The organism is Streptomyces yongxingensis, assembly GCF_055597465.1.
Window position 1 is genome coordinate 1,215,950 of sequence record NZ_CM145717.1, and the last position, 25,542, is coordinate 1,241,491.

Annotated in this window: 22 protein-coding genes; 2 read left to right on the top strand and 20 right to left on the bottom strand. The window is 73.6% G+C overall.

Annotation, left to right across the window (positions count from 1 at the left end):
• Positions 1 to 4: 4 nt before the first annotated feature.
• From ACZ6TD_RS05090 to ACZ6TD_RS05185, 20 genes are read right to left on the bottom strand one after another with little or no spacing between them, the layout of a single operon-like run.
• Positions 5 to 2,107, bottom strand: a complete 2,103-nt coding sequence (locus tag ACZ6TD_RS05090) for an ATP-binding protein (protein ID WP_471351114.1) — start codon at positions 2,105 to 2,107, stop codon at positions 5 to 7.
• A gap of 5 nt (positions 2,108 to 2,112) precedes the next feature.
• Positions 2,113 to 3,981: a hypothetical protein gene (locus ACZ6TD_RS05095; protein WP_471351117.1), complete on the bottom strand. Its 1,869-nt coding sequence runs from the start codon at positions 3,979 to 3,981 to the stop codon at positions 2,113 to 2,115.
• Positions 3,978 to 4,508 (bottom strand): hypothetical protein, encoded by a 531-nt coding sequence (locus ACZ6TD_RS05100; RefSeq protein ID WP_471351119.1) that lies wholly within the window; start codon positions 4,506 to 4,508, stop codon positions 3,978 to 3,980. Before ACZ6TD_RS05100 ends, ACZ6TD_RS05095 begins: the two co-directional genes overlap by 4 nt.
• Before the next feature lie 2 nt (positions 4,509 to 4,510).
• Positions 4,511 to 5,647 carry a hypothetical protein gene (locus ACZ6TD_RS05105; RefSeq protein ID WP_471351122.1) on the bottom strand — a complete coding sequence of 379 codons (1,137 nt, stop codon included), beginning with the start codon at positions 5,645 to 5,647 and terminating at the stop codon, positions 4,511 to 4,513.
• Entirely contained in the window at positions 5,644 to 7,650 is a 2,007-nt protein-coding gene (locus ACZ6TD_RS05110) for a hypothetical protein (RefSeq protein WP_471351123.1), read from the bottom strand. Before ACZ6TD_RS05110 ends, ACZ6TD_RS05105 begins: the two co-directional genes overlap by 4 nt.
• 2 nt (positions 7,651 to 7,652) lie before the next feature.
• Complete coding sequence (locus ACZ6TD_RS05115; protein WP_471351126.1) at positions 7,653 to 8,930, bottom strand: hypothetical protein; 1,278 nt, start codon at positions 8,928 to 8,930, stop codon at positions 7,653 to 7,655.
• Positions 8,931 to 8,942: 12 nt separating this feature from the next.
• On the bottom strand, positions 8,943 to 10,895 hold the full coding sequence (locus ACZ6TD_RS05120; RefSeq protein ID WP_471351130.1) for a phage tail protein I: 1,953 nt from the start codon (positions 10,893 to 10,895) through the stop codon (positions 8,943 to 8,945).
• The gene (locus tag ACZ6TD_RS05125; RefSeq protein WP_471351131.1) at positions 10,892 to 12,967 is read right to left on the bottom strand and encodes a putative baseplate assembly protein; all 2,076 of its coding nucleotides are present in this window, start codon (positions 12,965 to 12,967) and stop codon (positions 10,892 to 10,894) included. Before ACZ6TD_RS05125 ends, ACZ6TD_RS05120 begins: the two co-directional genes overlap by 4 nt.
• Positions 12,964 to 14,904: a putative baseplate assembly protein gene (locus tag ACZ6TD_RS05130; protein WP_471351133.1), complete on the bottom strand. Its 1,941-nt coding sequence runs from the start codon at positions 14,902 to 14,904 to the stop codon at positions 12,964 to 12,966. The genes ACZ6TD_RS05125 and ACZ6TD_RS05130 overlap by 4 nt, the downstream gene beginning before the upstream one ends.
• A complete protein-coding gene (locus ACZ6TD_RS05135) occupies positions 14,901 to 15,323 on the bottom strand; it encodes a GPW/gp25 family protein (RefSeq protein WP_471351135.1) in 423 nt (140 codons plus the stop codon). The genes ACZ6TD_RS05130 and ACZ6TD_RS05135 overlap by 4 nt, the downstream gene beginning before the upstream one ends.
• Entirely contained in the window at positions 15,320 to 16,015 is a 696-nt protein-coding gene (locus ACZ6TD_RS05140) for a phage baseplate assembly protein V (RefSeq protein ID WP_471351138.1), read from the bottom strand. Before ACZ6TD_RS05140 ends, ACZ6TD_RS05135 begins: the two co-directional genes overlap by 4 nt.
• 2 nt (positions 16,016 to 16,017) lie before the next feature.
• Positions 16,018 to 17,199, bottom strand: a complete 1,182-nt coding sequence (locus tag ACZ6TD_RS05145; RefSeq protein WP_471351140.1) for a phage late control D family protein — start codon at positions 17,197 to 17,199, stop codon at positions 16,018 to 16,020.
• A 10-nt stretch (positions 17,200 to 17,209) separates the two neighbouring features.
• Positions 17,210 to 17,881, bottom strand: coding sequence for a CIS tube protein (locus ACZ6TD_RS05150; protein ID WP_471351143.1), 672 nt, complete (start codon positions 17,879 to 17,881; stop codon positions 17,210 to 17,212).
• The gene (locus ACZ6TD_RS05155) at positions 17,878 to 18,072 is read right to left on the bottom strand and encodes a putative phage tail protein (RefSeq protein ID WP_471351145.1); all 195 of its coding nucleotides are present in this window, start codon (positions 18,070 to 18,072) and stop codon (positions 17,878 to 17,880) included. The genes ACZ6TD_RS05150 and ACZ6TD_RS05155 overlap by 4 nt, the downstream gene beginning before the upstream one ends.
• The gene (locus ACZ6TD_RS05160; RefSeq protein ID WP_471351147.1) at positions 18,069 to 18,587 is read right to left on the bottom strand and encodes a phage tail protein; all 519 of its coding nucleotides are present in this window, start codon (positions 18,585 to 18,587) and stop codon (positions 18,069 to 18,071) included. The genes ACZ6TD_RS05155 and ACZ6TD_RS05160 overlap by 4 nt, the downstream gene beginning before the upstream one ends.
• Positions 18,584 to 20,077 (bottom strand): phage tail sheath family protein, encoded by a 1,494-nt coding sequence (locus tag ACZ6TD_RS05165; protein WP_471351150.1) that lies wholly within the window; start codon positions 20,075 to 20,077, stop codon positions 18,584 to 18,586. Before ACZ6TD_RS05165 ends, ACZ6TD_RS05160 begins: the two co-directional genes overlap by 4 nt.
• A 1-nt stretch (position 20,078) precedes the next feature.
• Positions 20,079 to 20,534: a phage tail protein gene (locus ACZ6TD_RS05170; protein ID WP_471351153.1), complete on the bottom strand. Its 456-nt coding sequence runs from the start codon at positions 20,532 to 20,534 to the stop codon at positions 20,079 to 20,081.
• Between the two features lie 19 nt (positions 20,535 to 20,553).
• On the bottom strand, positions 20,554 to 22,818 hold the full coding sequence (locus ACZ6TD_RS05175; RefSeq protein WP_471351156.1) for a phage tail sheath C-terminal domain-containing protein: 2,265 nt from the start codon (positions 22,816 to 22,818) through the stop codon (positions 20,554 to 20,556).
• A 10-nt stretch (positions 22,819 to 22,828) separates the two neighbouring features.
• Positions 22,829 to 23,554, bottom strand: a complete 726-nt coding sequence (locus tag ACZ6TD_RS05180) for a carboxypeptidase-like regulatory domain-containing protein (protein WP_471351158.1) — start codon at positions 23,552 to 23,554, stop codon at positions 22,829 to 22,831.
• Positions 23,551 to 24,129 carry a Pvc16 family protein gene (locus ACZ6TD_RS05185; RefSeq protein ID WP_471351160.1) on the bottom strand — a complete coding sequence of 193 codons (579 nt, stop codon included), beginning with the start codon at positions 24,127 to 24,129 and terminating at the stop codon, positions 23,551 to 23,553. The genes ACZ6TD_RS05180 and ACZ6TD_RS05185 overlap by 4 nt, the downstream gene beginning before the upstream one ends.
• Before the next feature lie 180 nt (positions 24,130 to 24,309).
• Here ACZ6TD_RS05185 and ACZ6TD_RS05190 point away from each other — a divergent pair, with 180 nt between their 5' ends.
• A complete protein-coding gene (locus tag ACZ6TD_RS05190) occupies positions 24,310 to 24,507 on the top strand; it encodes a hypothetical protein (protein WP_471351163.1) in 198 nt (65 codons plus the stop codon).
• 174 nt (positions 24,508 to 24,681) lie between these two features.
• Positions 24,682 to 25,518: an AfsR/SARP family transcriptional regulator gene (locus tag ACZ6TD_RS05195; RefSeq protein WP_471351165.1), complete on the top strand. Its 837-nt coding sequence runs from the start codon at positions 24,682 to 24,684 to the stop codon at positions 25,516 to 25,518.
• Positions 25,519 to 25,542: the final 24 nt, after the last annotated feature.

Genomic DNA, 25,542 nt, shown 5'->3' on the forward strand with positions numbered 1-25,542 from the left:
GGCTTCACCCCTGGGACGCGTCGTCGAGCAGATGGGCGTGCGGGCCCAGTTCGGTCGGGCGGAGCAGGCGGGCCTCGCGTTGGAACTGGCGTGCCACACCACGTACGACATGGCGCATGGCAATCGTATCGCCGCCCCCGTCCGCCGCCGCCAGTGCCGCCGCGCGGGCCGCCGCGGCGATGGCGGCGCCGGTCATGTCCAGGCGGGCCAGGGTGTCCAGGTCCACGTCGGGGGCGAGGGGGGCCTCCTGGGGGAAGGCGAGGCGCCACAGCCGGCGGCGTTCGGCGGCGGCCGGGCGGGGGAAGTGGACGACGAAGTGGAAGCGCCGGGTGAAGGCCGGGTCGATGTTGTCCTTGAGATTGCTGGTCAGGATGACCAGGCCGTCGCTGGCCTCCAGGCGCTGCAGCAGATAGCCGACTTCCAGGTTGGCGTAGCGGTCGGTGCCGTGCTTCACCTCGCCGCGCTTGCCGAACAGCGCGTCGGCCTCGTCGAAGAGCAGCACCGCGTGGCTCTCCTCGGCCTGCCGGAACGCGATCTCCATGTTCTTCTCCGTCTCCCCCACCCACTTGGAGACGACCTGGGCGAGGTCCACCTTGAGCAGTTCCAGGCCGAGCATGCCGGTGACGATCTCGGCGGACATGGTCTTGCCGGTTCCGGGCTCCCCGGTGAAGAGCGCCTTGACCCCGCCGTGCCCGGAGCGGCGGGCGAAGCCCCAGCTCTCGGCGATCCGGGGCCAGGCGCGGAAGGCAGCGGCGATCTCCAGGATCTGGCGGAACTGGACGTCGGGCAGGACCAGGTCATCGACGGTGCGGCGGGGCGTGATCGAGTGGACGGCGCCGCCGCCGCGGCCGCGGGTGACGGTCGCGATCGCGGGTTCGACGTGTTCGGCGACCGGCTCCGGGTGTCCGTTTCCGGCCAGGCGCGCCCCGGCGTCCGCGACCGAGGCGACGGCACGCAGTTCGCCGCCGCTCATCCGGTAGCGGACGGCGAGGTCTTCGAGGAGGGTTCCGTTCAGCTCCGGTAAGGCGGCCGACCACATGGCGCGGCGGTCGGTGAATCCGGGTACCGGCACGGTGAGTTCCGCGTAGGCGCGGGCGGCGAGCAGGCCCGCCGGGCGCCAGGGCTTGAGGCCGGTCAGGCACACCGGCACGCGCGAGCGGAGCAGCGCGGCGGACACCGCGTCGGCCGTGGTCCGCCGCGGCTCGCCGTGCAGGTCGTCGGCGGGGATCCACAGCACCGCGCCCAGCACGGCGGCCGTCCGCAGATCGGCCTCGGGGTCGTCGGTCAGGGTGCGCAGCGGTGCCCCGGCGGCCCGGGCCAGCGCCTGTACGGCGTCGAGCTGGCCGTCGGGCGGGCAGCCCCACAGCCCGGCCAGGTCGATATCGCCGGAGCCCAGCGCCCGGCCCAGCCGGGTGAGCCGCTCGGAGGAGAGGTACGGGGACAGCACGCGCGGCTCCGGCGGGGCGACCTCGCCGGGGTCGTGGCCGAGCAGTCCGACGTCGCCGCCCCAGCCCAGCAGGAAGTCCAGCACCCCGGGGCCGGGGAGGAGTTCCTGGGCGAGTTCGACCGCGGCCTCGCCGTGCGCGCGCAGCAGTCCGTACCGGCGCAGCGGCGCGGCCGGGCCGAGGGAGCGGCGCAGGGCGAGGCGCGCGGCCGCGCTGTCCGCGCCCACGGCCACCAGCAGCTCCACGCTGGGCAGCCGCCGGTTGAGGTTGTCCACGATGTAGGCGTAGATCCGCTCGTAGCCGCGGTCCAGTTCGGGCGCGGCGGCCAGCAGCAGGGCGTCCTGCTCCGCGCGGGTCAGGCCGAAGCGGGTGGCGAGCGCGTCCAGGGGCAGGGCCATTCCCTCGGCGGACGCCCGCCGTCTCAGGTCGCGTTCGGCTTCCGGCTCCGGCGGCCGGGGTGCGTAGGGCTCGGCCATGGTGTCGGTGAAGGCGCGCACCTCGCCGAGCAGCACATCGACCTGCTCGTCGGTCACGCAGTACGGGGTGAGGTCGGGCCTGGTGAGCCGCGCGGCGAGCCGGGCCTGGCGCTCGACGGCGGCCCTGAGCGCCCCGTGCAGGCCCGCCAGCCGGATCCGCAGGTGCTCCACCGCGATGACGCCCATGGGTCTCACCCGGCCGAGAAGGTCAGGGTCCGGCCGCCCAGCCAGACCACGTCGGGCACATCGGCGAGCAGGCCACCGCCCAGGAGGTCCGCGTGACGCCGTCCCATCGGGACGCGCACCCGGACGGCCGTGGCCTCGAACCGCACGGTGGCCTCCAGGTCGGCGAAGCGATGCAGGGCCGGCACCGGATCCGGTGTCTCGCGGTCGCGCCAGAGCGTCCAGGCGATCGTGGACAGGCCGAGGGCGGCGGCCAGGGTGACGGTGCGCTCCAGACCGCCGTCCCGGGCGAGCGGCACCGCTCGGCGCTCGGTGACCAGGGCGTTGACCAGGTCCGCGCACCGCCGGGCGTGGGCGGGCAGTTCGGCGGCGAGGCGCAGGTCCGGTGCCGCGCCCTCGGCCGCCCAGAGCGGGGTGCGCCAGGGCAGCCGCGCCACCGGGTCGCCGCGCAGCGGCCGTACGCCGGTGAGGAACGGCACGCCCGCCGAGGCCAGGTCGCGCAGGGTACCGGGCGGCAGGGGGCCGTCGCAGAGCAGCACGGGCGGCCGCCCGCACGACTGCCAGTGCGGCAGCAGTCCGGCGGCCTCCGCGGTCCAGGCGATGGGGAACATGCCGTGGGCGTCGATCAGGAGCAGCCCGTCGTCGGCCCCCGTGAGCAGCAGCGGGTCGGCGGGGTCGTGGCCCCGGCACACCGACAGCGCCAGGACCCCGTCGAGGACGGGAAGCGCGGGGCCCACCTGGCGGGCGAAGTCGGTCAGCCGCTCCTCGGCGAGGGATGGCGGGAGGCCCGCGAAGGCGGCGGCGGCCTCGGTGTCGCGCTCGGCGCGGCGCCAGCCCCGCGTGGTCTCGCCCAGCACTTTGTACGCCAGGGCGGCGGCGAACAGCGGTGCCTCGTCGGCGAGTTCGATACCGGCCAGGGCGGGCCCGATCGCGTCGAGGTACCCGATGCGCGCCAGGGGCCCGGCGAGCAGGAAGGGCAGGGCGGACCACACCCGTACCTCGCCACTGGTCCGCGCACCGGCGGTCGTGCTCGTTCCTGAAGTGGTACCCGCGGCGGTGGAGTCCGCCGTGCCGGGTGGCTCCTCGGCGCCCGGGCCGTACGGCCCGGCCAGGGACCGGACCAGCCGTACGGCCTCCTCGCGGTCGGCCGACGCCAGGAAGTCGGCGAGCAGCCGGGGCAGATCCGCCGCGCCGGCGACGGCGGCGCGCAGACGCTCGGGCAGCGCCTCGGCGGGCCCGGGGCGGGCGGCCTCGCCGAGTGGCGGGCGAGCGGGCGGCGGGTCCACCGCGAGGGCACGCCCGACGAGTTCGGCGAGCAGCCGTGCGCCCGCCGTGTCGTCGATGCCGAGCAGGGCGAGGAAGTACGCTCGCACCGACTCCTCGGGCAACAGCGCGAGCAGCGCGTCCAGTTCGCCGCGCTCGGCGAGTTCGGCGAAGAGCGCGGCGGCGCCCGGGGCGGTCCACGGGGCCGGGGCGGCCGCGAACGACTCCTCGAAGGACCGCGCGAACGACTCGGTGCCGGTGCCGGGTTCGCCGACGGGGTGTTCCACGACCGGCACCGGCGCGAAGTGGACCTCGACCGGCGGACCGCCGGCCATCGAGCGGCCGGAGCGGCCCGGCCGCACGGTGACGGTCAGCGGCTCGGTGATCTCCACATCCGGCCCCCCGGCCGCCAGCCGCTCGGCGAAGTGGTCCGCCAGCAACTCCGGCAGGTCCTCCACCACACGGCGGATCAGCCCGCGTGGCTCGGGGCCCCAGCTCCACCCACCGCGCCGGACCACCGTGACGGTGCACCGGCGCACGGTGATCTCGCCGGACTCGGCGCCATCGCCGGTCCCACCGGTCCCGTCGGTGGGCGGCGCGGTGGGCGCGTTCACGTCACCCCCAGCCGCTCCAGGCGGCCCGCCCAGCCGACCGCGAGCACCAGCACTCCGTGCGCGCTGCCCGCCACGAGGGTCACCGGCAGTTTCACCTGGGTCTGCTGGGCGGGGATCTCCCCGGTGAGCACATGGGTGTCCTGCTCGTCGGAGACCAGGGCGACCACGGGGGTGGCGCGGGCCGAGGCGACCTTCACGGTGACCGTGACCCCGTCCGTGGCCAGCGCGATGCCGTCGGTCCACGACGCGAGGCGCACCAGCCCCGGTTTGGGCTTGCCCTCGGGCGTCATCTCGACCCCGTGGGCCAACGGCTCGGCGAGGGCGCCCGGTTCGTCGTCCACGGCCGCCACGGCGAGGTCCCTGGCGTTCAGCGGAAGGGTCGCGATGCGGCCCTCGCCCAGGGAGACGCGCAGCGGCAGCGCGCGTCCGACGAGCGACGCCACATCGGCCGGGGCAGCGGCGCCGGTCAGGGCGAGCGCGCCCACGACATGCCCGGTGTCGGCGGCGTACACCACGGAAAGAGCCATCGTCAGCCACCGCCATTCGTTGCCGCGACCGTCGCCAGGACGAGGAAGTCGACCGCCCCGGGCTGTTCGACCGGCTGCTTCCAGTTCACCGAGGGGTTGTACACCCGCACCCGGCAGCGGACCCGCCGGTCGGCGTCCACCGTGGCCTCCACCGGGCTGAACAGCGCCGTCTCCGCCAGGGGCGGTATGCGCGGGGTCAGATGGACATGGATCACGACCCGGCCGTCGGCGACCTGTTCCGCGGTGACGCCGGACGGCAGCGGCAGCAGCATCCCGTCGGTGGCGGTCCCGGAGGCCACCAGCGTGCTGCCGGCCGACATCCGGCCGCCGAAGCTGCCCTCGATCGTGAGGTTGCCGTTGGCCGCCACGGTCATCAGCGGAGCGACCGCGCCACCGCCCTGGTACAGGCCGAAGACCAGGTTCGGCGTCTCGCCGCCGGTCAGGACCAGCGCCGGCTCGCCCTCCTGGATGTCCGTGCCCGTCCGCAGGGTCAGCGCGCCCGACCGGGCCGAGACGGTGTCCGCACGCACTCCGGCGAACCGGGCCGCGACGCCGCGCGCCGCGGTCTCGACGCCGCTGAAGTGGCCGTCCGCCCAGTGGACATAGCCCAGCAGGACCAGCCAGCGGGTGGGCGGATCGGCCGGAGGGGCGCCGATCGCGGGCGGCTGCTGCTCCGCGGCCAGCCGCTCGTCGCCGCGGCGCCCGAAGAGGATCTGGTACGACTCCTCCACCCGGGTCTTCGTGGCGCTCCCGGAGCAGGAGACCGGCCCGGCGGGCTGGGCCGGTTCCCGGTCGGCCGCGGTGAGGAAGACCGGGTAGGGCTCGTCCGTCCGCTGGTCCGCGCCGTTGACCTCCTCGAAGTCGCTCTCGCGCAGCACGACCGGCTCGGTGACGACCACCTCGCGGCCGGTGCCGTCCACGGCGATCCCCGCCGAGACGCTCACCTCGACGTGGCGGACGCCCGTCAGCGGGTCGGTACGGGGCTGGGTGACGAGGCCGAGCCCTTCGACGATGCCCCACTCGTGCAGGTGCCGCGCATGCCGGGCGGCCCCGCCGCGCGCGTACTCCACCGTGGCCGACAGATCCGCGGCGGCCAGCACCTGGCCCTCGTGGAAGGCGGGGCGCAGCGGGCCCGTCATGGCGTCTCACCGGGCTTCCGGGTGCGGGACGGCCGGGTGCGCTTGGCCGGGGGCTTGGCGGGCGCGGCCGCCTGCTCGGCGCCCTGCTCGGGCGGCTGGTCCGGGGTCTGATCCGGCTCCGGCGCGGACTCGCCGGATGGGTCCGGCGCCCGGCTCGACATCCGCTCCTCCAGGTGGCCCACCTGCGTCTGCGCGCTGCCCAGTTGGGCGCGCAGCCCCTCCACGGCGGCGGTGAGATCGGCGACCCGCGTCCTGAGCCGGGCGAGCTCCTGCATGCTGTCGGTGACTTCGCTGGGGGTCGTATAGACCTGTTCGTGCAGTGCCTTGGGCGGTGTCTCGCCGGGTGCGGGGGTCAGCAGCAGGGACAGCATCTCCTCCAGGTCACCGGTGCGCGGCCAGTCGCCGAGCAGTCCGTCCGCGTACGGGCGCGCCACCGGGCCCTCGGACGGGAGTGTGGGCTTCTGGTACCGCGGCGCGGGCCGGCAGCACACCCGCTCGGCGAGTTCGCGCAGCCGGTAGAGCTTGGGCAGCCACTCGCCGTACGCCGATCCGCCCGGCAGCACCTGCTCCCGGGTGGCCGAGCAGACCCGTACGACATCGCAGCCGTCCAGCTCCAGATGGGCGAGCAGGACGTCGGTGTCGGTGCCGTCGCCGCAGGGCGGGTTGAGCGTGGCGCACGCCGCGTCGGTCAGGAACCGGCGCACCGCGGTGCCCAGTGCGGCGGCCGCCTCCGCGATCTGCTGCACCTCGGCGATGGCCGCCTTCTCGGTGCTGTCCGGCGCCGGGGACGGCAGCAGCGGCGGTACGTCGACGGCGGCGATGTCCTGGCGCAGCGCGCAGTCGGCGAGGTCGGTGGCCTGGTCCAGCCGGCACAGCAGCCACTCCCGGACCAGAGCGAGGTCCGCGCGGAACTCCACCCGCAGCGCGTGACCGAGCGGGGTGCCCTGGGCGAGCATGCGCACTTCCAAAGGCGCGTCCGGGTCGCCCCGCTCCGGTACGACGCGGGCCGCGGTCTCGGTGACGACGGCACGGGCGATCCCGGCGCGCAGCGGGTCCGGCCACGCCGCTTCCAGGTCGGCGCCGCCGAGCCGCCGGCACGCCGTGCCGAGGGTGCTCCGGGCCTCCCGCACGGTGGCGAGGTCCGGGTAGTCCCGTGCGAGCTGGGCCTGCCCGGCCGCGTCGTAGGTGTCGTACCGGGCGACGGCGGCGGCCAGCGCCCGGACGTGTTCGGTCATCTCACGGGCCGTCGGCGGGGCGGGCGGGCCTTCCCCGCCCGCGTTGTCGCGCAGCCACGCGAAGGCGGTCGCGTACCGCTGGGCGTCGGCGGCGTCGAAGCGGAAGACCCGGCCGGTGCCGAGCGACGCGACGGTCAGGGCGTCGGTGTAGAACCCGAGCCGCCGGTCGCGGGTGCGGGCCTGGTCGGCGTGTGCGAGGTCGCCGAGGGTCATCAGGAGACGGGTGCCGGGGTTGTGGCGATGGTCCTCGAAGTCGTCGCACTTGACGACGAATTGGTACCCCTCCTGGATCCTGGAGGGCACGCATCCCGGTGAGGGGCAGGGCTCCTCGGTGGCGTACGGCGCCACCGGCTCGACGGAGAGCTCGCGGTAGCGCGCATAGAGCCCGTAGCGGCGCCCGCCGTCGTCGTCGCAGTCCTCCCCACAGTCCACGCCGAGGGCGCTGATGCGGCGCTCGCGCACCAGCGCGGTGACGTCGACCCGCTCGGTGCAGGGCACCACGATGTCGTTCCCGGCGCAGTCCAGCGCGTGTCCGGGGTGGACCGCCACGGTGCCGCCGCCGCACGGGTCGCAGGTGACGCCGAGGCCACAGATGACGCCCGGCCCGTACAGGGACCGGTTGTGCAGTCTGGCCTTCGCCGTCGTGTACTCGACCAGCAGGCTGAGGTCGTCCTCGGTCAGCAGTTGCCCTGCGAAGAAGCGAGGACGTACGAAGGCGGACGTCCGGGTGGCGTCGCCACCGCAGCCGCATCCGCAGTCTGTTCGCATGATCAGCGCTCCTTCACGAAGAACCAGCTCTCGAAGACGTCCCCGCCCGCGCCGGTGCCGGACGTCCAGGGCCCGATGCCCGAGGGCGGGAGGTCGCAGGCGTCGCCGCCGTGCTCGGCCGACAGCGTCGAGCCGGTGCGGATGAGCGGGACGCGCCCGCCGACATGGGTGCCGTCGACCGGGCGGCAGCAGCGGTCGAGGAGGAACGCGGCCCGGACGGTGATCAGTACGCGGTCGCCGTCCTGCAGCGTCTCGCGCGTGGTCTGGCGGTAGCGGAACTCCTGGGTGAACTCGTCGCACTCGTCGGACTCGTCGGACTCCAGGTCCGGTTCGGCGAAGGTGCCGCCCATGTACCAGGTGGAGGCGTTGCGGCCGCTGCCGCCCTCGATCACCTGGAGCTCCACCACACCGGGCCGCAGCGTGTCGGACCGTACGTCGGCGGAGAACCGCACCACGAGCCCGCCGCCCTCGTCCAGGGTGCCGAGGAGGTCCTTGGCCTCGTCGATGGTGTAGGTGTGGCCGTGGATCCAGTTGATGCCGGTGATCACCGTGGGCAGATGGCGGCCGAACGGGCGGCGTACGTTCATGTGGATGTCGTCGCGGCGCACCGGCTCGTACCAGTCCACGCAAGTGATCCTGGCCAGCCACAGCACCGTGTGCTCGCACGGCTCGCAGCAGGTGTCACAGCGCTCGTCCACCGGCGGCTCGCAGCCGGTGACCCGCACCGTGTAGCACTCCTCGGTCCAGCCGAACTCGCAGTCGCCAGTGTCCGCGCAGGCGTCGTTGTAGACGGCGCGGGTGGGCTCGACGGGCCGCTCGGCGTACTCGACGCCGATCCAGACGGTGTCGGTGTCCCGTTCGTGCGGGGGCAGCGCCTTCCACAGGTCGATCTCGCAGCCGCCGCGCACCACGACCTCGTTGCCCTCGCAGTCCACGGCGAGACCGGGAGTGATCCTCACCTTGGCCCTGCGCCGGGTGCGCTCCGGCTCGCTGCCGCCCTCCTCGCCGCCCTCCTCCGCGCTCTGCTCGGGCCGCGCGGACTCTTCGGCGGGGTCCTCCGGCGGGCAGTCGTCCTCGTCCCGTGGCACCGGTTCCACGTGGAGGCCGCACACCACACCGTAGCCGAGCAGACAGCGCATGCGCAGTCTCAACTTCTCGCGGTAGTACTCCTGTTCGCGCTGGAAGTCCCGCGCGCCCAGCATCTGGCCGTGGAAGTACCGCAGCCGGCGCGGTGGTGGCGCGTGGAACTCCTCGGTCCTCGATGGTCCTGTCTCGGTCATCGCCCCGTCCTCTCACGACACTCGCGTATGCAGGCCGACGGCGGAGACGACTCCCACGCCCACCCCTCGGCGCAACCCTCTCGGTCCCGGCCTCAGCACCCCGTCGCGGCCCAGCCGCACGGGGTTGGCTCCGCCCAGTACGGGCGCCGGCAGCGGCACGAACGCGGTGTCCACGCCGACCGTGGACCGCGAACCGACCACGAAGCCCGCGCCGCCGGTGCGTACCGACCCCACCGTGTGCGCGGGCGCCTGCCGCTCCACCAGCCGCCGCAGCGCCGTCGCGTCCGCCGATCCGGCGGGCAGCAGCAGCCGGAACCGGTGCGCGTGCGCGGTGTACGGGTCGCTGTCCGGCGCGCCGAAGGCGCGCAGCGGCGCCGAGCCGAGCGCCGTGCCGCCGACGCGGAAGCGGCTCGCCGAGCGGCCGAACAGCCGCATGGCGCCGAGTCCTTGGGTCCTCCCCGGGCCCTGGTCCTGTGCCGCGCGCAGGTGGGCCCAGCGGCGGTCCGCCGCCAGCTCGTCCACGACCGGGGTCGCCCCGAACACGATGCGCACCGCCTCGCGCAGCGCCCACGGCGTGCCCCGGCGCCGGTAGAGCTCCGGGGCGGCGGCCAGCAGCGCGCGCCGGGTGCGGGCGTCCCAGCCCGCCTCGAACGACAGGCCCAGCAGCCCGGCCAGCCACGGCAGTGCCCGGTCCGGGACGCCTGCCGGGTCCAGGAGCGACGGATACCGCTCGATCACCCGGTCGAGCTGGGCGAGGGTGGCGTCGAACAGCGACAGGAAGCGCTCGGTGAAGTCGTCGGCCGCGGGGTCCTCACGGAAGGCGGGCGGCAGCAGGTCGGCGCTGGTGACGCGGGGGAAGTCCAGCCGGATCCGGCGCAGCACCGGAGTCGAGCCGCCGTCGCCGGACAGCCGCAGCCGCAGCCGCAGAAAGCGGCCGGGCGGCTGGTCGACGAGGAAGTCCGTGACGCCCGGGGCCGACGCCTGCCAGTCGCTCTCGTCGTACCGGCCGTCCTCGCTCACCACGATCTCGACGGCGGCCGCCGTCCCGGCGGGCACATCGGCGTCCAGGCGCACCCGGTGCCAGCGGCACCGCGAGATACCGCTGTCGATGAGGGTGGTGAGGTACGACCCGCTGGTGACATACGCGTCGGTGGCGGGCGGCGCGGGGTCCCGGGGCCGGCCCTGCCAGGTGAAGCAGAGGGCCGCGGGGCCTTCCGGGCACTTCTCGGTCAGGCAGAACCCGTCCTCGTCGGCCGAGGTGAGCGTGGACGGCGGCAGGCCCGCGGCCAGTTCGTCGACGGTGACGGGGCGGAAGGGGCGGCGGTGACCGCCCCGGTGGATGCCGAGCCGTCCGCCGTCGTCGGTGAGCAGCCACACGGTCCGCTCCGGCCCGGTGCGCAAGGCCCTGATCTCCCCGCGCACACCGGTGCGCAGCACCCCGCGGAAGCCGCCGGTCGAGTCGAACCGCCGCAGGTCCGTGCTGCCCTGACACGCCACCAGGACGTCGTCGCCCGGCCCCAGGGCGGCCCACCGGGGCCGCTTGACCCGGATCACACCGGCGAGTTGGTCGCCCTCACGCCGCCACACCAGGACCCGGTCGGACTCCACCACGGCCAGCCGGTGTCCGCGTGCGGCGACCGAGAGCGGTTCGCGCAGCGGGTCGGGGTCGCAGCCGGACGGCCAGACGGGGGTGAAGGCGCCGCCGCACCCGTCACGGCGCAGCAGCCGCCGATCGCCCGGAACGAGCAGGTACCAGCCGCACCGCCCACACCCGGGCGCGAGGCGGGGGTCGGGGAACCACGGCAGCAGCCGGTCCCTGGTGGGGCCTTCGGGCGCGGCGCCGCGATGGGCGAGCCGGACTCCGGCCGGGTCCTCGAAGCCGACGATGCCGTCAGCCTCCTGCTGGTCCCAGCCGACGTAGGCGTCGAGGAGGCGGAAGGTCGCGGGGTGCGGGGTGCACGTCATGGCTGGTCTCCTACCGGGATCAGCAGCGGTCGCTCCGGCCAGACGAGGGTGTGGGGCGGGAGTGCGTGGTCGGTGCAGGGCGGTCGGCGCACCCCGTCGACGGTGAGCGAGAGCCGGGTGACGGCCAGCACGCCCTCGACCGCCAGGAGCCGCCGGACCAGCGCCGTGTGGCGCAGCGCGGCGCCGAAGGGCCAGCCCGCGCCGTCCTCCCCGCCGCGCAGCGGATCGAGGTAGGTGCGCACCGCGTCCCCGGCCCGGGCCAGGACGGCGGCCCGGTCGAGGTCCGGGTCGAGGGCCACCCAGGACTCCACCGCGACGCGGCGGTACGACGCGGGGGCGGCGACCACCGTGACCCCGGCGGGCGCGGCTTCCCTCGACAGGAAGTCGGCGACGGCCTTCAGGGTCGCGGCGGTGGCGACCGGCGGTTCGTCCGGGTCGCCGCCCGGAGTTACGGGCGGTACGACGAGGACGCCCACCACGCCCGGGATCGGCACCCCCGCGAAGTCGGGGTGCAGACCGGGCACGCCCCGGGCGCGGGCCACCGAGGCGCCGGGCGCGCGGGTGGCGAGCTGCCCGTAGTCGGCCGGGGCCACGGCCCGGCCACGGGCGCGCAGTTCACCGGCGCCGCGGCGCATGGCGTCGGCGTCGGGCTCGGCGTCCGTTCCGCCGGAGGCCGGGAAGGGGTTGCTCACGCCGGTGACGAACGGCAGCGCGGTCACCACCCCGTTGACCGCGCCCGCCGCTACGGCCCCGGCGCTGCCGCCGCCCACGCGGTAGCGCACGGCACGGACGTTGCGGAAGCCGGGCGGGACGGCGGCGCCGCTGACGCCGTCCCCGAAGGTCACCTCGCCGCTCTCGTGGTCCACGGTGAACACCCGGTCGTCGGCGCCGTACCCGGCCAGGCTCTCCACCTCACGCCACCGGGACGAGGTGCCGGCCGTGGTACCGGCAGTGGTGCCGGCCGTGGTGCCGAACACGTCGCCGCCCGTGTCGTCGTCCACCTCGATGACCACCGATCCGGCGAGGATGGGCACCTGGCTGAGCTTCATGCGCCGCAGCCCGGTGGCCGCCGGATCCTGGACGGGCTGCAGCGGCTCGTCCCGGATGGTGCGGGCGGCGGTGGCGGCGACCACGTTCAGCCGCAGCCCGGACAGTACGGGCGCGGGCCCGGCGAACGCGCCGTGCGCGATCCGCAGGCGCAGCCAGCGCAGCCGGGGCCGGGTGCCGGACGGACTGCCCGGCTCCCATGACCGCGGGACCCGCAGCTCGACGGTCCCGCTGGCGCCGAATCCGGCCGTGGAGTCCCGCATCAGCTCGGCGGGGAGGAGCCGGGCGCCGTCCAGCACGTCCCAGCGCAGCAGCGGCGCGGGCGGCAGCGGCAGGGGCGCGGTGCCGCCGGAAGCCGCGGGGGCGGGCGGAGCGGCGACGACCACGAAGCCCAGCGACAGCCGCGGGTAGGGGGCGGCCGGTCCGGCGAGTCCGATCCACAGCGCGTTGCCGGGCTGCGGATCGCGGCCGAAGGGCTCGAAGGGACGGCTGGGCCCGGCCGGTCCCAGCGGCAGGGCCTGGATCGTTCCGGCCTCCTGGACGGCGAGGTCGGCGAGGGTGGCCGGGGTGGCGTACAGGTCCTGGTCCGTCTCGTAGACGACCTGGCCCGCCGGGGCCTGGGCGGCGCTCTGGAACCCGGCGGGGACGAGCACCGAGGCGCCGTCCGGCGGGTTGACGGTGAACTCCAGCAGCGTCGCCGCCGCGCCGGCCGGGCGCCGCCGCACGCCCGCCGTCGCCAGGTGTTCGGCCAGCACCTTCTCCGGCAGCCGGTTGACGCGGCCGAGCACGGGTTCGGTCTGGGTGCCGAAGAGGCGGACGAGGGCGACACCAGCGTCCTGCCGGTCGGGGTCGGTCCAGTCCGGGGTGTAGCCCGCGATCCGGCCGCGGACGTCGGCGCGGACTGCCTCGCGGGTGGCGTCGACCAGTTCGGGCCGGCCGCCGGTCGGTCCGGGGCCGGGCACGATCCGCCCGTCCTCCCGCTCCCGTTCCCGCGCGTCCCTCTCCCACCACACCTCGCCGGTCATACCAGCCCCTCCCCCGGTTCGACGGCGGGCACGATCCGGGTGTGGACCGTCCGCAGGACGGGAAGCTCCCCCTCGCCGAGCGGCACCTCGTCGCACTCCTCGATCGCGTCGGCCCCGTCGAGGCCGATCGCCACGGCGGCGACGTCCGCGAGGTCGCCCAGCGCCCGCTGTGCGGCCCGCAGCAGGCCCGAGGGCCGCAGCGGCCGTCCGAACGGCCAGCCGTCCTGGCCCTCACCGCCCACGAGCGGGTCGAGGAAGCGGCGCAGCGCGGCGGTGAGCGCGGTGGACACGCGGGTGGCGTCCGCCGGGTCGCCCGACAGGGTCACGCGCAGTGTCACCACGCGGTAGCGGGGCGCACGGACGAAGACCTCGGAGGTGAGCAGCCGCGCTTGTTCGAGGTGGGCGGTGGCCGCGCGCAGCATGCCGGGGTCGGGGAGCGGCGCGGCCACGAAATCCTCGCGGGTGAGGTCGTCCCGGGGCGCGGCCGGGACGATATGGACGGTCACCGCGCCGGGCACCGTGGCGCACGGGAAGCCCGGGTGCGCGCCGACGGCCGGGTAGGCGCGGGCGATGGCGACGCCGGGTGTCGTACGGGCCAGGGTGACGTAGTCCTCGGCGGTGACCGCGCGGGTCGCCTCCCCCAGGGAGGAGGCGGCGCGGCGGCGCGCCTCGGTGATGGTCTCGGGGTCCGTGCCGCCTTCGGCCCGTACGAGGTTGGCGGCCGAGACCGCTCCCGGAAGGTCCTGGGCCGGCAGCCAGTTGGCGGTCATGCCCCCGTTGCCGATCCGGCCGCCGCCGGTCACGTAGTCGATGTGCGCGTCCGGGTCCGGGTGGGGGATGCGCCCGGTGAGTCCGTCGCCGAACACCAGCGCGCCCTCGGCCCGGTCGAGCACGAAGATCCGGTCGGCCGCGGCGCCGAAGGTGAAGTCCGGGGCCGGCCGCCACTCCTGGCCCGCCAGGCGCAGCGTCGCCTCCAGGAGGCGGTCGGCGGCGTCCGGCAGGACGAGATGCTGGCCGGGCAGCCGGAGCCAGGCGCCGATCTGGTCCTGGAGGTCGGCGCCACTCACGGAGCGGTGCCGGCGGTGGTGTGCGGCGGAGGCGTTGACGGCGAGTTGGAGCAGACGCGGCGGGGCCGCGTAGGTGGCGGCCGGGGTGGACACCAGGAGCCCGGTGTCCCGCGTGGACCATTCGGCCGGGGGGTGGAGCCGGACGACACCGGACCGTCTGAGCCCGCCCGTGCCGTCCTCGACCTTCTGATAGGCACCGGAGATGTCCGTGCCCGGCCGGAACCAGGACCAGGTCAGCTCGGCGGGAGGCGGTACGTCGGCGACCGCGCCGGGCAGCCACGACGGCGCGGACGCGGCGGGCGCGTCCAGCTCCACGAGCAGCCCGATCGGGCCGGGCGCGGGGTGGTCCCCGGTGAACGGCAGGGTGAACCGGACCTGCGCCGGGGCGCCGTCGCTCGCCAGCAGCGCGATGCCACGCCGGGCCCGCAGATCCGCCGTGCGATCGCGGTCGGTCCACACGGTGACCTCACCCGCCTCGGCGAGCGGCAGGACGGCCACGTCGTCGTCGAGGGTGAAGACGACCTGCCCGGTGGGGTCCCGGGTCAGCGCCGTCCCGGCGGGGACGAGCGGGACCGCGGTGCCCTCCTGCCGGGCGGCGAGGCGCAGCACGGTGGCGGCGGGGCGGGCGGGGCGCGGCGGTTCGAGGCCGAGCAGCCGCAGTATGGCGACCACGAGCGCGTCCGGCACCTGGTCGAGCCAGTACAGCCGCTGTTCGAGGAGGTAGGCGAAGAGTTCGAGGAGGGTGACGCCGGGGTCGACGGGCGCGTGCAGCGTCCAGGTGCCGTCGGACTCGGCGGGGATCCGGCGGCGGATGGCCGCCATCATGTCGGCCCAGGTGAGGTCGTCCAGCTTCGGCGGGGGCAGGGTCATGGTGTGCCCCCGGTGAGGCCCGTGAGTCCGGTGAGCCCGGTGTAGAAGGGGAACACCAGGTTCGCCTTGGTGTTGCTGCGCCGGATGCGGTACACGATCGAGACGGTGATCCGCGACTCGTCGGCCGGGTCGGCCTCCGCGCGCACCTCCTCCAGTTCCACCCGCGGCTCATGGTCGCGGACGGCGACGGCGATCGACTGCTCCAGGTCGCGCAGGTTCTGCACACTGCCGGGCGCGAACACCAACTCATGGGCGCGGGTGCCCAGTTCGGGCCGCATCACCCGCTCGCCCGCGCCGGTGAGGAGCAGCGCCCGCAGACAGTGCTCGATGCTCTCCTCGCCGACGGCGTATCCGAGCCGCCCGGACGCGTCGGGCAGGATCGGGAACCGCCACCCGGTTCCGAGGAACTCCTCGCTCATGCCGTCCTCGCCTTCTTGGCCAGGACGGCGGGGGTGAGCGGCGGGGTCGGTGGGCCGGTGGGCCCGGCGGCGGAGGGGTGGGTGTGGGTGTTGAACGCCTGGAGCAGCGCGTTGCCGAGCACGAGCGGTTCGGTGGCGCCGCCGCCGAGGTCGATGGAGGGGGAATCGACCGTCAGCTTCGGCGCCTTGAGGGTGATCTCGCCCTGCGCGGTCACGGTGACGCTGCCGCCCTCGGCCGCGGTGATGCGGATGGCCTTGCCCTGGTCGTCCAGTTCCACCACGTGTCCGGCGGCGGAGGTGATCCGTACGGCGGCCTTGGACTGGGTGTCGTCCAGGAGCACCTCATGGCCGTGCCGGGTCCGGATGATCTTCTGGTCGCGGCCGCCCGAGCGGGCGGTCGGCGGCTTGTCCTCGCCGTTGTAGAGGCCGCCGAGCACGATCGGGTACCGCATGTCCCCGTGGACGAAGGCGACGAGCACCTCGTCGCCCTTCTCGGGGACGAACACCGAGCCGTAGCCGCCTCCCGCGTAGAGCTGGCTGACCCGGACCCAGTCGGTGACCGTGGTGTCGTCGAACCACGGGAACTTCAGCTTGACCTGGCCCTCGTCGTGGCCCTCGTTCTCCACGACGAGCGCTTCGACCACGCCGTAGTAGCGCTTGTCGGTGGAGCGGGCGCGTGGCGTGCCCCTCATGGTCACTGGTCCCCCTGGTGGATCCGCCGTGCGGTGAACTGGGTGAAGAAACCACTGGTGTTGAGGGTGTGCTCGACCCGCTTGACGAAGTAGGTGCCCGAGAAGCGGTGGCCGAGGCCGTAGATCTCCAGGTTGTCGCCGGGCCGCAGCTCGGGCAGGCCCGCCACCTTGCCGGTCGCGGTGATGAACTCGTAGGCGCGCTCGCGCAGCAGGCTGATCGCCAGTTCGCGGGCCTCCTGGTCGCTGCCGACCGGGGCGTCGACCACGACCTCCTGGCGGCCCTGGAGGGTGGACTCGGCGACCTGCGGCCCGCTCTGCCCGTCGGCCGTGTTCTGCCCGGCCGGGAGGTTCTCGGCGGTCGCGGTGAACGCGATCGGCTGTTTGGCGCGGGGGTCCCAGCCGCGCACGGTGACCTTGCTGACCTGCTGGGAGACGGTCAGCGTCGGGGTGAACTCCATCAGGTTGGGGACCAGCCCCTCGGGCTGGCCGGTGGGGCCGGTGCTCAGCCCGGGTGCGTACGCCAGCCGGTACAGCCGGATCGGGCGGCCGTCACGGCCGTCGGTCGGCTTGGTGAAGTACAGCGTGTCCTCACCGGTCTTGGCGTCCGGCAGGATGTAGCAGTCGAAGTCCAGCCGCTTGGCCCGCTCCAGCAGGAACGTCGCGTCGTCCTGGTTCTTCTGCACCACCACGTCGTGGGTGGGGCCCTCCCGGGTGACCTCGATGCGCAGGTGGTTGCGCTGGGCGATCTGCTCGGCGATGCGCCAGTCCGGCAGATTGCGGTAGATCTTGGTCTCGTTCTCGGTGGGCTTGCGGTCCTTGAGCCGCAGCAGCCCGTCCACGCCGCTGACCTGGACGGTGGGCGACGCGCCGTCGGTGAACTTCGGGCTGAGCGTGGCGATGGTCCCGGTGGCGACGGTGAGCAGCTTGTCGGCGTAGCCGAGCCGGACCGAGACCCGGCCGCCGAGCCGGAAGCGCGGCGAATCGCTGTGCTTGAACCGCAGATTGGCGTCGTCCCAGTTGTTCAGGGTGAGATCGAAGCCGGACAGCTCGTCGATGTCCCGGTTCACCTTGATGTCGATGATGTCGTTCTTGGTGGACGGGTCCATCTCCAGGCCCTCGATGCGCACATCGAACTCGGGCGCGTACCGGTCGGGCGAGGCGACCTCGGGTGTGGGGGTGCTCATCGCGCGCTCCTCACGCCAGCCGGGGCACGGTCAGCACCCGGCCCGGCCGCAGGTCCCGTGGGTCGCTGATGCCATTGGCGCGCGCCAGCTCCCGCCAGGCGTCGGGCCGCCGGTACAGCGCGGCGGAGATGGAGCTGAGCGTGTCGCCGCGCCGCACCACATAGCTCTTCTCCACCGTGGGCGACGAGCGGGGCGTCTCGGCGACCTGCGCGGCGGCCGTGCGGAACTCCTTGAGCGAGAGGTCCAGCACGGCCCGCAGCGGCACGCCGTCCGGCCGGAACAGCTGGTAGTTGACGTCCAGCTTCTCCACGACGCCGGTGAAGACCTCCTCGTCCCAGACGAACCGCACGACCGGCGGGGCGTGTTCGCGGCTGTCGGGCCGCAGCAGGTTGCGCACCGCGTTGACGTAGGTCTTCCGTACGTTCTCCAGGGTGTCGGAGGTGTCCACCAGCGCCTGCACGGTGAGGGTCTCCGTGCCGCCGCGGACGTACTGCAAGGGCGGTGTCTCCAGGCCGGGGATGGTGATCTCGGCGAAGGTGTTGCTCTTGCTCAGCTTGTAGTCGGTGGGGTTGAACCGCAGCGGGATCCGCCGCTGCCGCTCGTCGGCGATCACCGGCCGGACGATCTCCAGCCGGGCCCGGGCGGCCCCCTGCCGGGCGAAGGACACGGGCGTCACACTCATGGACGGCCTTCCCCGTCGCCGAAGCGCCGTTCGGCCTCGGTGTGCTTGGCGCGTGCGCACTGGTCCTCGTACAACTTCGCCCACGCCTGGATGTGCTGGTTGAACAGACGGGTGAACACGGCGCCGTCGTCGCCGTCCACCTGGAACCGGACCTCGAGGTGGTGAATGGTCACCTTCGGCACCTCGGTCACCTCCCTTGGATCTGGCGCGGCAAGGCGCTCGCCGCGGCGTCCTGCAGGACCTTCGTCAGTCCCTCGTGCGCGATCTCCAGCGACTCGATGGCGATCGCGTTCTGCTCCGCGTGCAGGTCGGGGCCGGTCCACTTGGCGGCGAGCCCGCCGTGGAAGGCCCACGCCGCACCGGGCACCCCGTCCGGGCCGAGCACGATCACCGCGCCGTCGCGGCGGGCGCCCAGCGAGTCGGCGAGCCCGGCCTGGTACCAGGACCACAGCCCCGGGTCGCGCACCACGCCGCGCTTGAGCGTGATCCGGTTCCATGAGTGGCGCAGCGGCAGTTGGTGGACCGAGTCGTTGCGCCCGCCCTCGGGGTAGCTCGTCACCTCGAGCTGTGCGCCGAGCCCGGTGACCTCCTGGAACGCGCCGGAGGCGGCCAGCGGCAGCAGCAGTGCCTGCGCGGCGGGCAGATACGCGTCGCCGGGGTCGAGGGTGACCAGGAAACGGTATTTGGGCAGCGGATCCAGGCTCACGCCTCGATCACCTCCAGACCTCGGTCCTGGCCGAGTACGAGACGCAGCCGGATGAACTCCATGGGGACGGCCGGGGCCACCTCGATCTCGCAGACCAGTTGCCCCGGGTCCTGCTCGGGCGGATTGTTGGTGTCGTCGCACACCACCCGGAACGCCTGCTCGGGCCGGGCCCCGGCGAGCGCCCCGGCCCGGAAGGCCGACAGGAGCACGGAGGTCAGCGCCCGTACCAACGTCAGCCGCAGTTCGGCCGAGTTGACGTCGAACACCAGCGGGCTCGCCGCCCGCCGGATCGCGCGCACCAGCAGATGCACCAGCCGGCGGTGGGCGATGTAGCGGGTGCCCGGGTCGGTGGACAGGGTGCGCCCGCCCCACACCATCAGCCCCCGCCCGCGGGTGCACCGGATCAGGTCGATCCCCGCGTCGAACAGCCGGACCTGCTGCGGCTCGGGGTATTCGGTGGCGAGGTCGACCGCCTCCAGGAGCACGGCGTTCGCGGGCGTGTGGTGCGCCCCGCGCTCGCCGTCGAGGCGGGCGATGACGCCCAGGACGTGCCCGGACGCCGGGACGGTGCGCAGGTCCTGCCCGTCGGGGGTGCGCAGCGGCGGGTGGTAGACGGCGGCGCAGCCGAGCAACTGGCTGTCGCCGGTGGCCGCCAGGGAGCCCACCCAGTCCACCACCTGGTCCACGGAGGGCAGCGCGGGCGGCACGTCCAGAACGGCGAGGCGGTCGTGCGACGACTCCACGCTCCGCAGCAGTTCGAGCACCACGTCGGTGTGCGCGGCGCCGGACAGGTCCGTTCCCAGGTCCGGCAGCGCCACCAGCGCCGGTTCGGGCAGTTCGGCCTGTACGGTCACGGCGTCCGAGTACGCCTCGCGGGTGGGCGCGGCGTCGGCGCCGCCCTCGAGCGTCAGGTCCCAGGACATCGAGATCGGGCCGGGCCGCCCCGGTGGCGGTGGCGGCCCGTCCGGGACCAGCCGGATGTAGCGGGATCCGGCGAGCCGGTCGGCCATGCCGGCGAGCGGCAGCCCGGGAAAGGTCTCGGGTGGCTCGCCGGGCATCATCACCCGGACGCCCACGGTGGGCGGTCCGGCGACGGTGCTGGCCTGGTAACGGATGGCGACGCGCCCGCCGTCGGCCCAGGCTCCCGGGCTGGTGGCCACCACTTGGTAGCTCGTGGCGTCCCATCCGCTCAGCGGCCCGACCGTCCACGCCGTCCGGGCCGTGGTGGCCGGCCCGGACAGGCGGAGCACCCAGGCGGTGCGGCCGCCGTTCTCGAAGAAGCCGCGCAGTGCGTACGGGGTGGCGAAGGCGCCCTCCGGCGGCCCGAAGGTGCCCACGACGTCGTTCCAGCTCTCCACGCGCACGGGAGTGCCGACCGGGCCGCGTTGGAGCCGGCCCAGGAACGCCGCCACGTCGGTGCGCAGCGGCTCCGTGTCGGAGCCGCGTGGCGGACACGCGAGGGATACTCCGGGGAGCGCATCGCCTGCCATGTCAGGTTTCGATCTCCAGCTTCTCGACCGCCAGGACGAGCGTCTCCATGGCGATCTCGTTCTTGGTGGCGCTCAGCGTCGGTCCGGTGTACTTGGTGGGCCAGCCGCGGTCGAAGTTCCAGCGCATCACGTGGTTGCGGTTCTCGTCGCACAGCACGATCGAGCCGTGGGTGCGCTTCACCGTGCCGTTGAGCGCGTCGGCCACCCACTTCCAGAAGGCGGCGTGGCCGGTGATGCCGCGCTTGAAGGTGAGGTTGGTGAACTTCTTCAGCCCCGGGATCTTGCGGACGGTGATGTCCTCACTCCCGTTGCGGTACTCGATCGGCGGGATCTCCAGCTCCAGCCCGCTCGCCTCGGTGAAGGACCCGCTCACCGCGAGCCCGTCGTTGCTGACGTTGAACACGAAGATCTCGAAGTTATAGGACGCGTATGGATCGTCCCTGATCACGGGCGGCATGGTGGACTCCCTCGGGCAGTCAGGCGAGTTGGGTCTCGCGGGTCTTCTGCTGGATCCGGAAGATCACGAACTCCGCCGGGAAGACCGGCGCGATGCCGATGACGCAGATGAGCCGGCCATTGGCGAGGTCGTCCTCGGTCATCGTGGTGCGGTCACAGGCGACGAAGAACGCCTCGTCGGCGGTGGTACCGGCGAGCGCGCCGCCGCGCCAGACCGTGGTGAGGAAGTTCGTGACCGTCTGGCGGACCAGGGACCACAGCGCCTCGTCGTTCGGCTCGAACACCACCCACTGGGTGCCCTCTTCGATCGACTCCTCCAGATAGAGGAACAGCCGCCGGACGTTGACGTACTTCCACGAGCTGTCCGAGGAGAGCGTGCGCGCACCCCAGACCCGGTGGCCGAGTCCGGGGAAGAACCGCAGCGCGTTGATGCCCTTGGGGTTGAGCACGTCCTGATGGCGCTTGGTGATGTCCTGGGCGATGCCGTCGGTCAGCCGGATGCCCCGGATGACCGCGTTGGCCGGTGCCTTGTGCACCCCTCGCTCCACATCCACGCGCGCGTAGATCCCGGCCATGTGGCCCGAGGGCGGCACCTCGACGTCGCGGCCCGCCGACAGGTCGCGGGTGACCAGCCACGGGTGGTAGAGCGCGGCGTACTTGGTGTCGAACCGCTGGCGGAACGCCTGGACGCCCTCGATGTCCAGGCCGTCCTGCGGATCGAGGATCGCGAACCGGTCCTTGAGCAGCTCGCAGTGGGTGACCAGGGCCGATTCGACCGTCCCGGACCACATGCCCGGCACGGCGCAGACGGCCACCTCGTCGATGTCCTCCAGCGCGGCGATCCCGGTGCGCTTGCCACTGCCGCCGTCCTCGCCGACGAAGTCGGCCACGCTCAGGCTCCGGTAGGCGTCGTCCCCGTCTCCCAGCGTCAGCCAGGATCCGACGGCGGGCAGGGGGAACTTCGTCGGGTCGGTGGACAGGGCGCCCAGCGCCGTCGCCCGCACCAGCCGGGAGCGGCCGGCCAGGGTGGTCACCAGGTTGGCCGGTGTGTCGCCGGTGAACCGGAGGTTGCGGTGGGTCTCGGTCTCCACGGCCCCGGACGGGTCGGTGAAGCGGGCGTCGACCTGCGCCTCGATCAGATGCATCCGATCGGTCTCGAACAGCGTCCCGGGCACGTTTCCGTCGAGGGTCACGACGTCCGCGGCGACCGCTTCGACGGTGCGGACGGTCAGATGGGTGCCGTCGTCGAGCTGGACGACGGCGCCTTCGTAGAGCCGACTCGCCCCGCCGACCCGCAGCGTCGTCCCCGCCGAGGTGTTGCCCCGGCGCACCCGGCGCACCAGCAGTCCACCGCGCCATGCCTCATGGGCCGCGCCGGACGGCAGGGTCAGCGTGACCTTCCCGTCCGCCGGCCGGCTCACCTGGACCTTGAAGCGGCCGGAGCCGATCTGCACCCACACGTCGGACGGCAGCTCGTCGGGGTCGAGCCCGGTCACCGCGGCGACCTCGACCGTCTCGCTGTCGGCGGCGGCGTCCGCGGCCAGCCGTGTGACGAACAGCCCGCCCTCCTGCGGATCCGGCAGCACCGGCAACGCGGCCGAGGTCATCGGCTGGATCCGCACCTGCACCGCGTCGCCCCACGAGCCGGGGCTGACGGCGGCGAACTCCAGTGTCTGCTCCGCGCTGCGCGGGCCGATCTGCACATAGTCGCCGCGGCCCGCCCTGACCTCCGCGGGCAGCTGGGCGTCCAGCTCGATCCGGTGGGTGGTGGCGTCATAGGCGGCGACACCGGCGGTGTGGATCGACTGCTGGTCGTCGCCGCGGAAGATCTGGATCTGCTGCCCGACGCCGGAGAACCCGATCAGATGGCCGAGTTCGAGGCGGGTGGCGCCCTTGGCGGCGTCGCCGGTGACGGGGCTCACCAGACCGTGGCCCAGCACGCCCGAGGAGGGGCCGGCCTGCTTGCTGGCGACCCGCTTGATGTACAGCCGCTGACCGCCGTTGTCGAAGAAGCCCTTGACGGCCAGCGGGAACAGCCACCAGCGGCCGCCTTCCGCCGGGTCGTTCGCCCAGGTGTCCCGGATCAGCGGGTCGGGCTCGCGGAGGAATCCGCCGAAGGTGTTCTGGAACTCCAGGAAGTTGGTGACCAGTTTGGGCTTGCCGGTGTACGGACCGCGCACGGTGACCCCGGCCATTCCGGCCGTACTGGTGCTCACCCCCGCGATCGGCCGTGGGCCCGCGTCGATCTCCTCGACGTAGACCCCGGGGCTCAGATACTCCGCCATGGACGGCTCCTTAACTATCGCGGATCTCTATGACGTGCCGGCGCTCGGTGTCCTGGGGCAGCCGCACGACCAGCGATCCGGACCGGCCCGGCCGCTCGGTGGCCTGGAGGCGGAATGTCTCCTCGACGGCGTGCTCGTCGGCCTTCTCGCCCTCCCACCGCAGGGCCAGCCGGAAGGCGCCCGCGGCGTCGGACAGGGTGCGCTCGTGCCATGGCGTCAGGTCCCGGCTGGTCTGCCCCCTGGCCTCCACCAGCGCATTGGCGATCGGCGCCTTCGTGGCCGCGTCGATCACGGCGCCGTGCACCGTGCGCAGTCCCGGCGGATAGCGGAAGGAGACGCTCGGCAGCAGCCTGACCAGCCGGGGCTCGGTCACCACCGGCGGCGGGTGGCCGTCGTCATGCGGGTGCACCAGGAACTCGACGCCCACCAGGGCGGCCGAGAACGGCTGTCCGTCGGCCGGGTACAGCGGCTGGTAGCCGGGGGCCGTGAAACGGGCCCGGTGGCGCCGCGGCCGGGCCGCCCACGGCTCGGCGCACCGGCCGAGACCCGGATAGACGAAGGCCGCGCTGGGGGTGCGCACCGCCGTGTCGTCCAGCGGCAGCCAGCCGCCGTCGTCGTAGCGGTCCAGTTGGACGGTGACCCCGGCGGCGCGCACCCGCCGGGCGTAGTCGTCGAAGGGTATGAACCAGGCCGGGCTGTAGAGCGTCGACCGCTCCAGCGGCAGGAAGCGGCTCATGGCAGCCCCGCCCCGCTGATGACCCGGCTGTGCACCGGGCGGACCGGCGTCTCGACGGCGGAGTCCAGGTTGACCACGCGGACCTCGTAGTTGAGCGACAGCCGGTACGGCTTCTGAATCGCGTACCAGACCCAGGACTTCTGGTCCAAGGTGAGCGGGGTCAGGCTGAGGTGCAGCGCGTCGGTGCTCGCCGCCAGGCTGCCGGACAGCTGTGCGCCGTCCAGGATCGCGTCGTCGTAGAACGTCTGGAGGGCCCGTCCGAGCATCCGGTGCTGGGTGGCCTGGTCACCGCCCCAGGGGGTGACCAGGTACCGCAGCAGCAGGGCCATCGGCGGCTTGCGGGTGGTCGGGGGGTCGGGGGGCTGGGAGCGCACCGGCGGCCGGTTGCGCGAGGTGGGGTCCTCGGCGATCTCGTAGAGGAACACCGTGAGTTTGGGCGGTGGTGTCTGGACCGTCTCGGAGAGGTCGTTGAGTTCCGCGATCGGCGGTTCCACCTGGCTGAGCCCGCGCAGGGCCTGGGTCAGGCTGTCCACGATGACCGTGGAGACGTCGGCGATGACGCCGAAGTCGCCCATGCGAATGCTCCCCCTCTCCGCGCTCGAAAGCGTGCTCCGAGAGGATGCCGGGCCCGGCGTGGCCGGACCGCGATACGCACATCACTCGAACGTCACCGGTCCGTTTTCGTGGCCGACGATGACGAGCCCGGACACACGTCGACAACGCCGAGGTGACACGAGCGGGCATATTGTCCCTTCATGGAAATCCCCTCAGAACGGACCGGTGTCCTGATCCTCCGGGTCTGGGTGGAAGGCGGCAGGCCGGATGGATTCCGTGCGCGCATCGTGCCGACCGGGGGCGGGCATCAGACGGCCCCCAGCGCGGTGAGCGCGGTCGACGATGTGCTCACGGCCGTGCGTGCCTGGCTCGACCAGTTACTCGAGCCGGAGAGGTGACGTCGCCGCGACGTTCCGGTGATGGCCTGCCATATAGCGTCCTTTGGCGAGAAGACGGACACACGATCATGATCTGCTCGTAACATGGCTTTAGGGCATCCCGACGGGACGCACGGGATGGGTCGCTGGAGCCAATATCGCCCCGGGGGGCCGATGAGCGCAGAAGGCCACGTCATGACGTTGAGACTGCTCAAGAGTTTCGCGTTGTCGGTCGATCAGAACCGCGTTCCCATATCCTCCAGCGCCCAGCGCCTCCTCGCCTTCCTCGCCCTGCAGAACATGCCACGGAGCCGGACCTACGTGGCCGGAATGCTGTGGCCGGACGTCACGGCCTCCCGCGCCAACGCCAACCTCCGATCGTCGTTATGGCGCGCCACCCGAACGGGGCATCAGGTCATCGACGCGTCCACGCAGGAACTGGCCATCTGCAAGCACATCGACGTGGATATCCACGTGGCGGCGACGCGCGCGCACCGGCTGCTGGATATGACGCGGCCGTGCGATGACATCCTCACCGCGCAGACACGGGAGGATCTCTCGGCCGATCTCTTACCGGAGTGGTCGGAGAACGAGTGGGTGCTGGTCGAGCAGGAGCAATACCATGAACTCCGGCTGTATGCCCTGGAGGCGATGACCGAACGGCTGACGGCGGCGGGCCGCCATGGCGAGGCCGTCGCCGCCGGACTCGCCGCCGTACGCGCGGAACCCCTGCGGGAGAGCGCTCATCGTGTGCTCATGAACGCGCATCTCGCCGCCGGCAACAGGGGCGCGGCGCTGCGGCAGTACGAGCAGTGCCGCCGTGTGCTGCTCGAGGAGCTGGGTCTGGAGCCGGGCCAGACGCTGAGGAACCTGGTGCCGGCTCACTCCGGGGGCGGGGGCATGCCCGCTCACTCCGGGGGTGGGGGCGCCGCTCCGGAGCTCCCGACACGTCGGATCGTCTGCCACCCGGCGAGCGAGGTCCCGGCGCAGTGCACGGACACCTCGGCCCCGGCCGGCACCGTGCCCGCGTGACCGTGGGGGTTGCGGTGCCGCGTC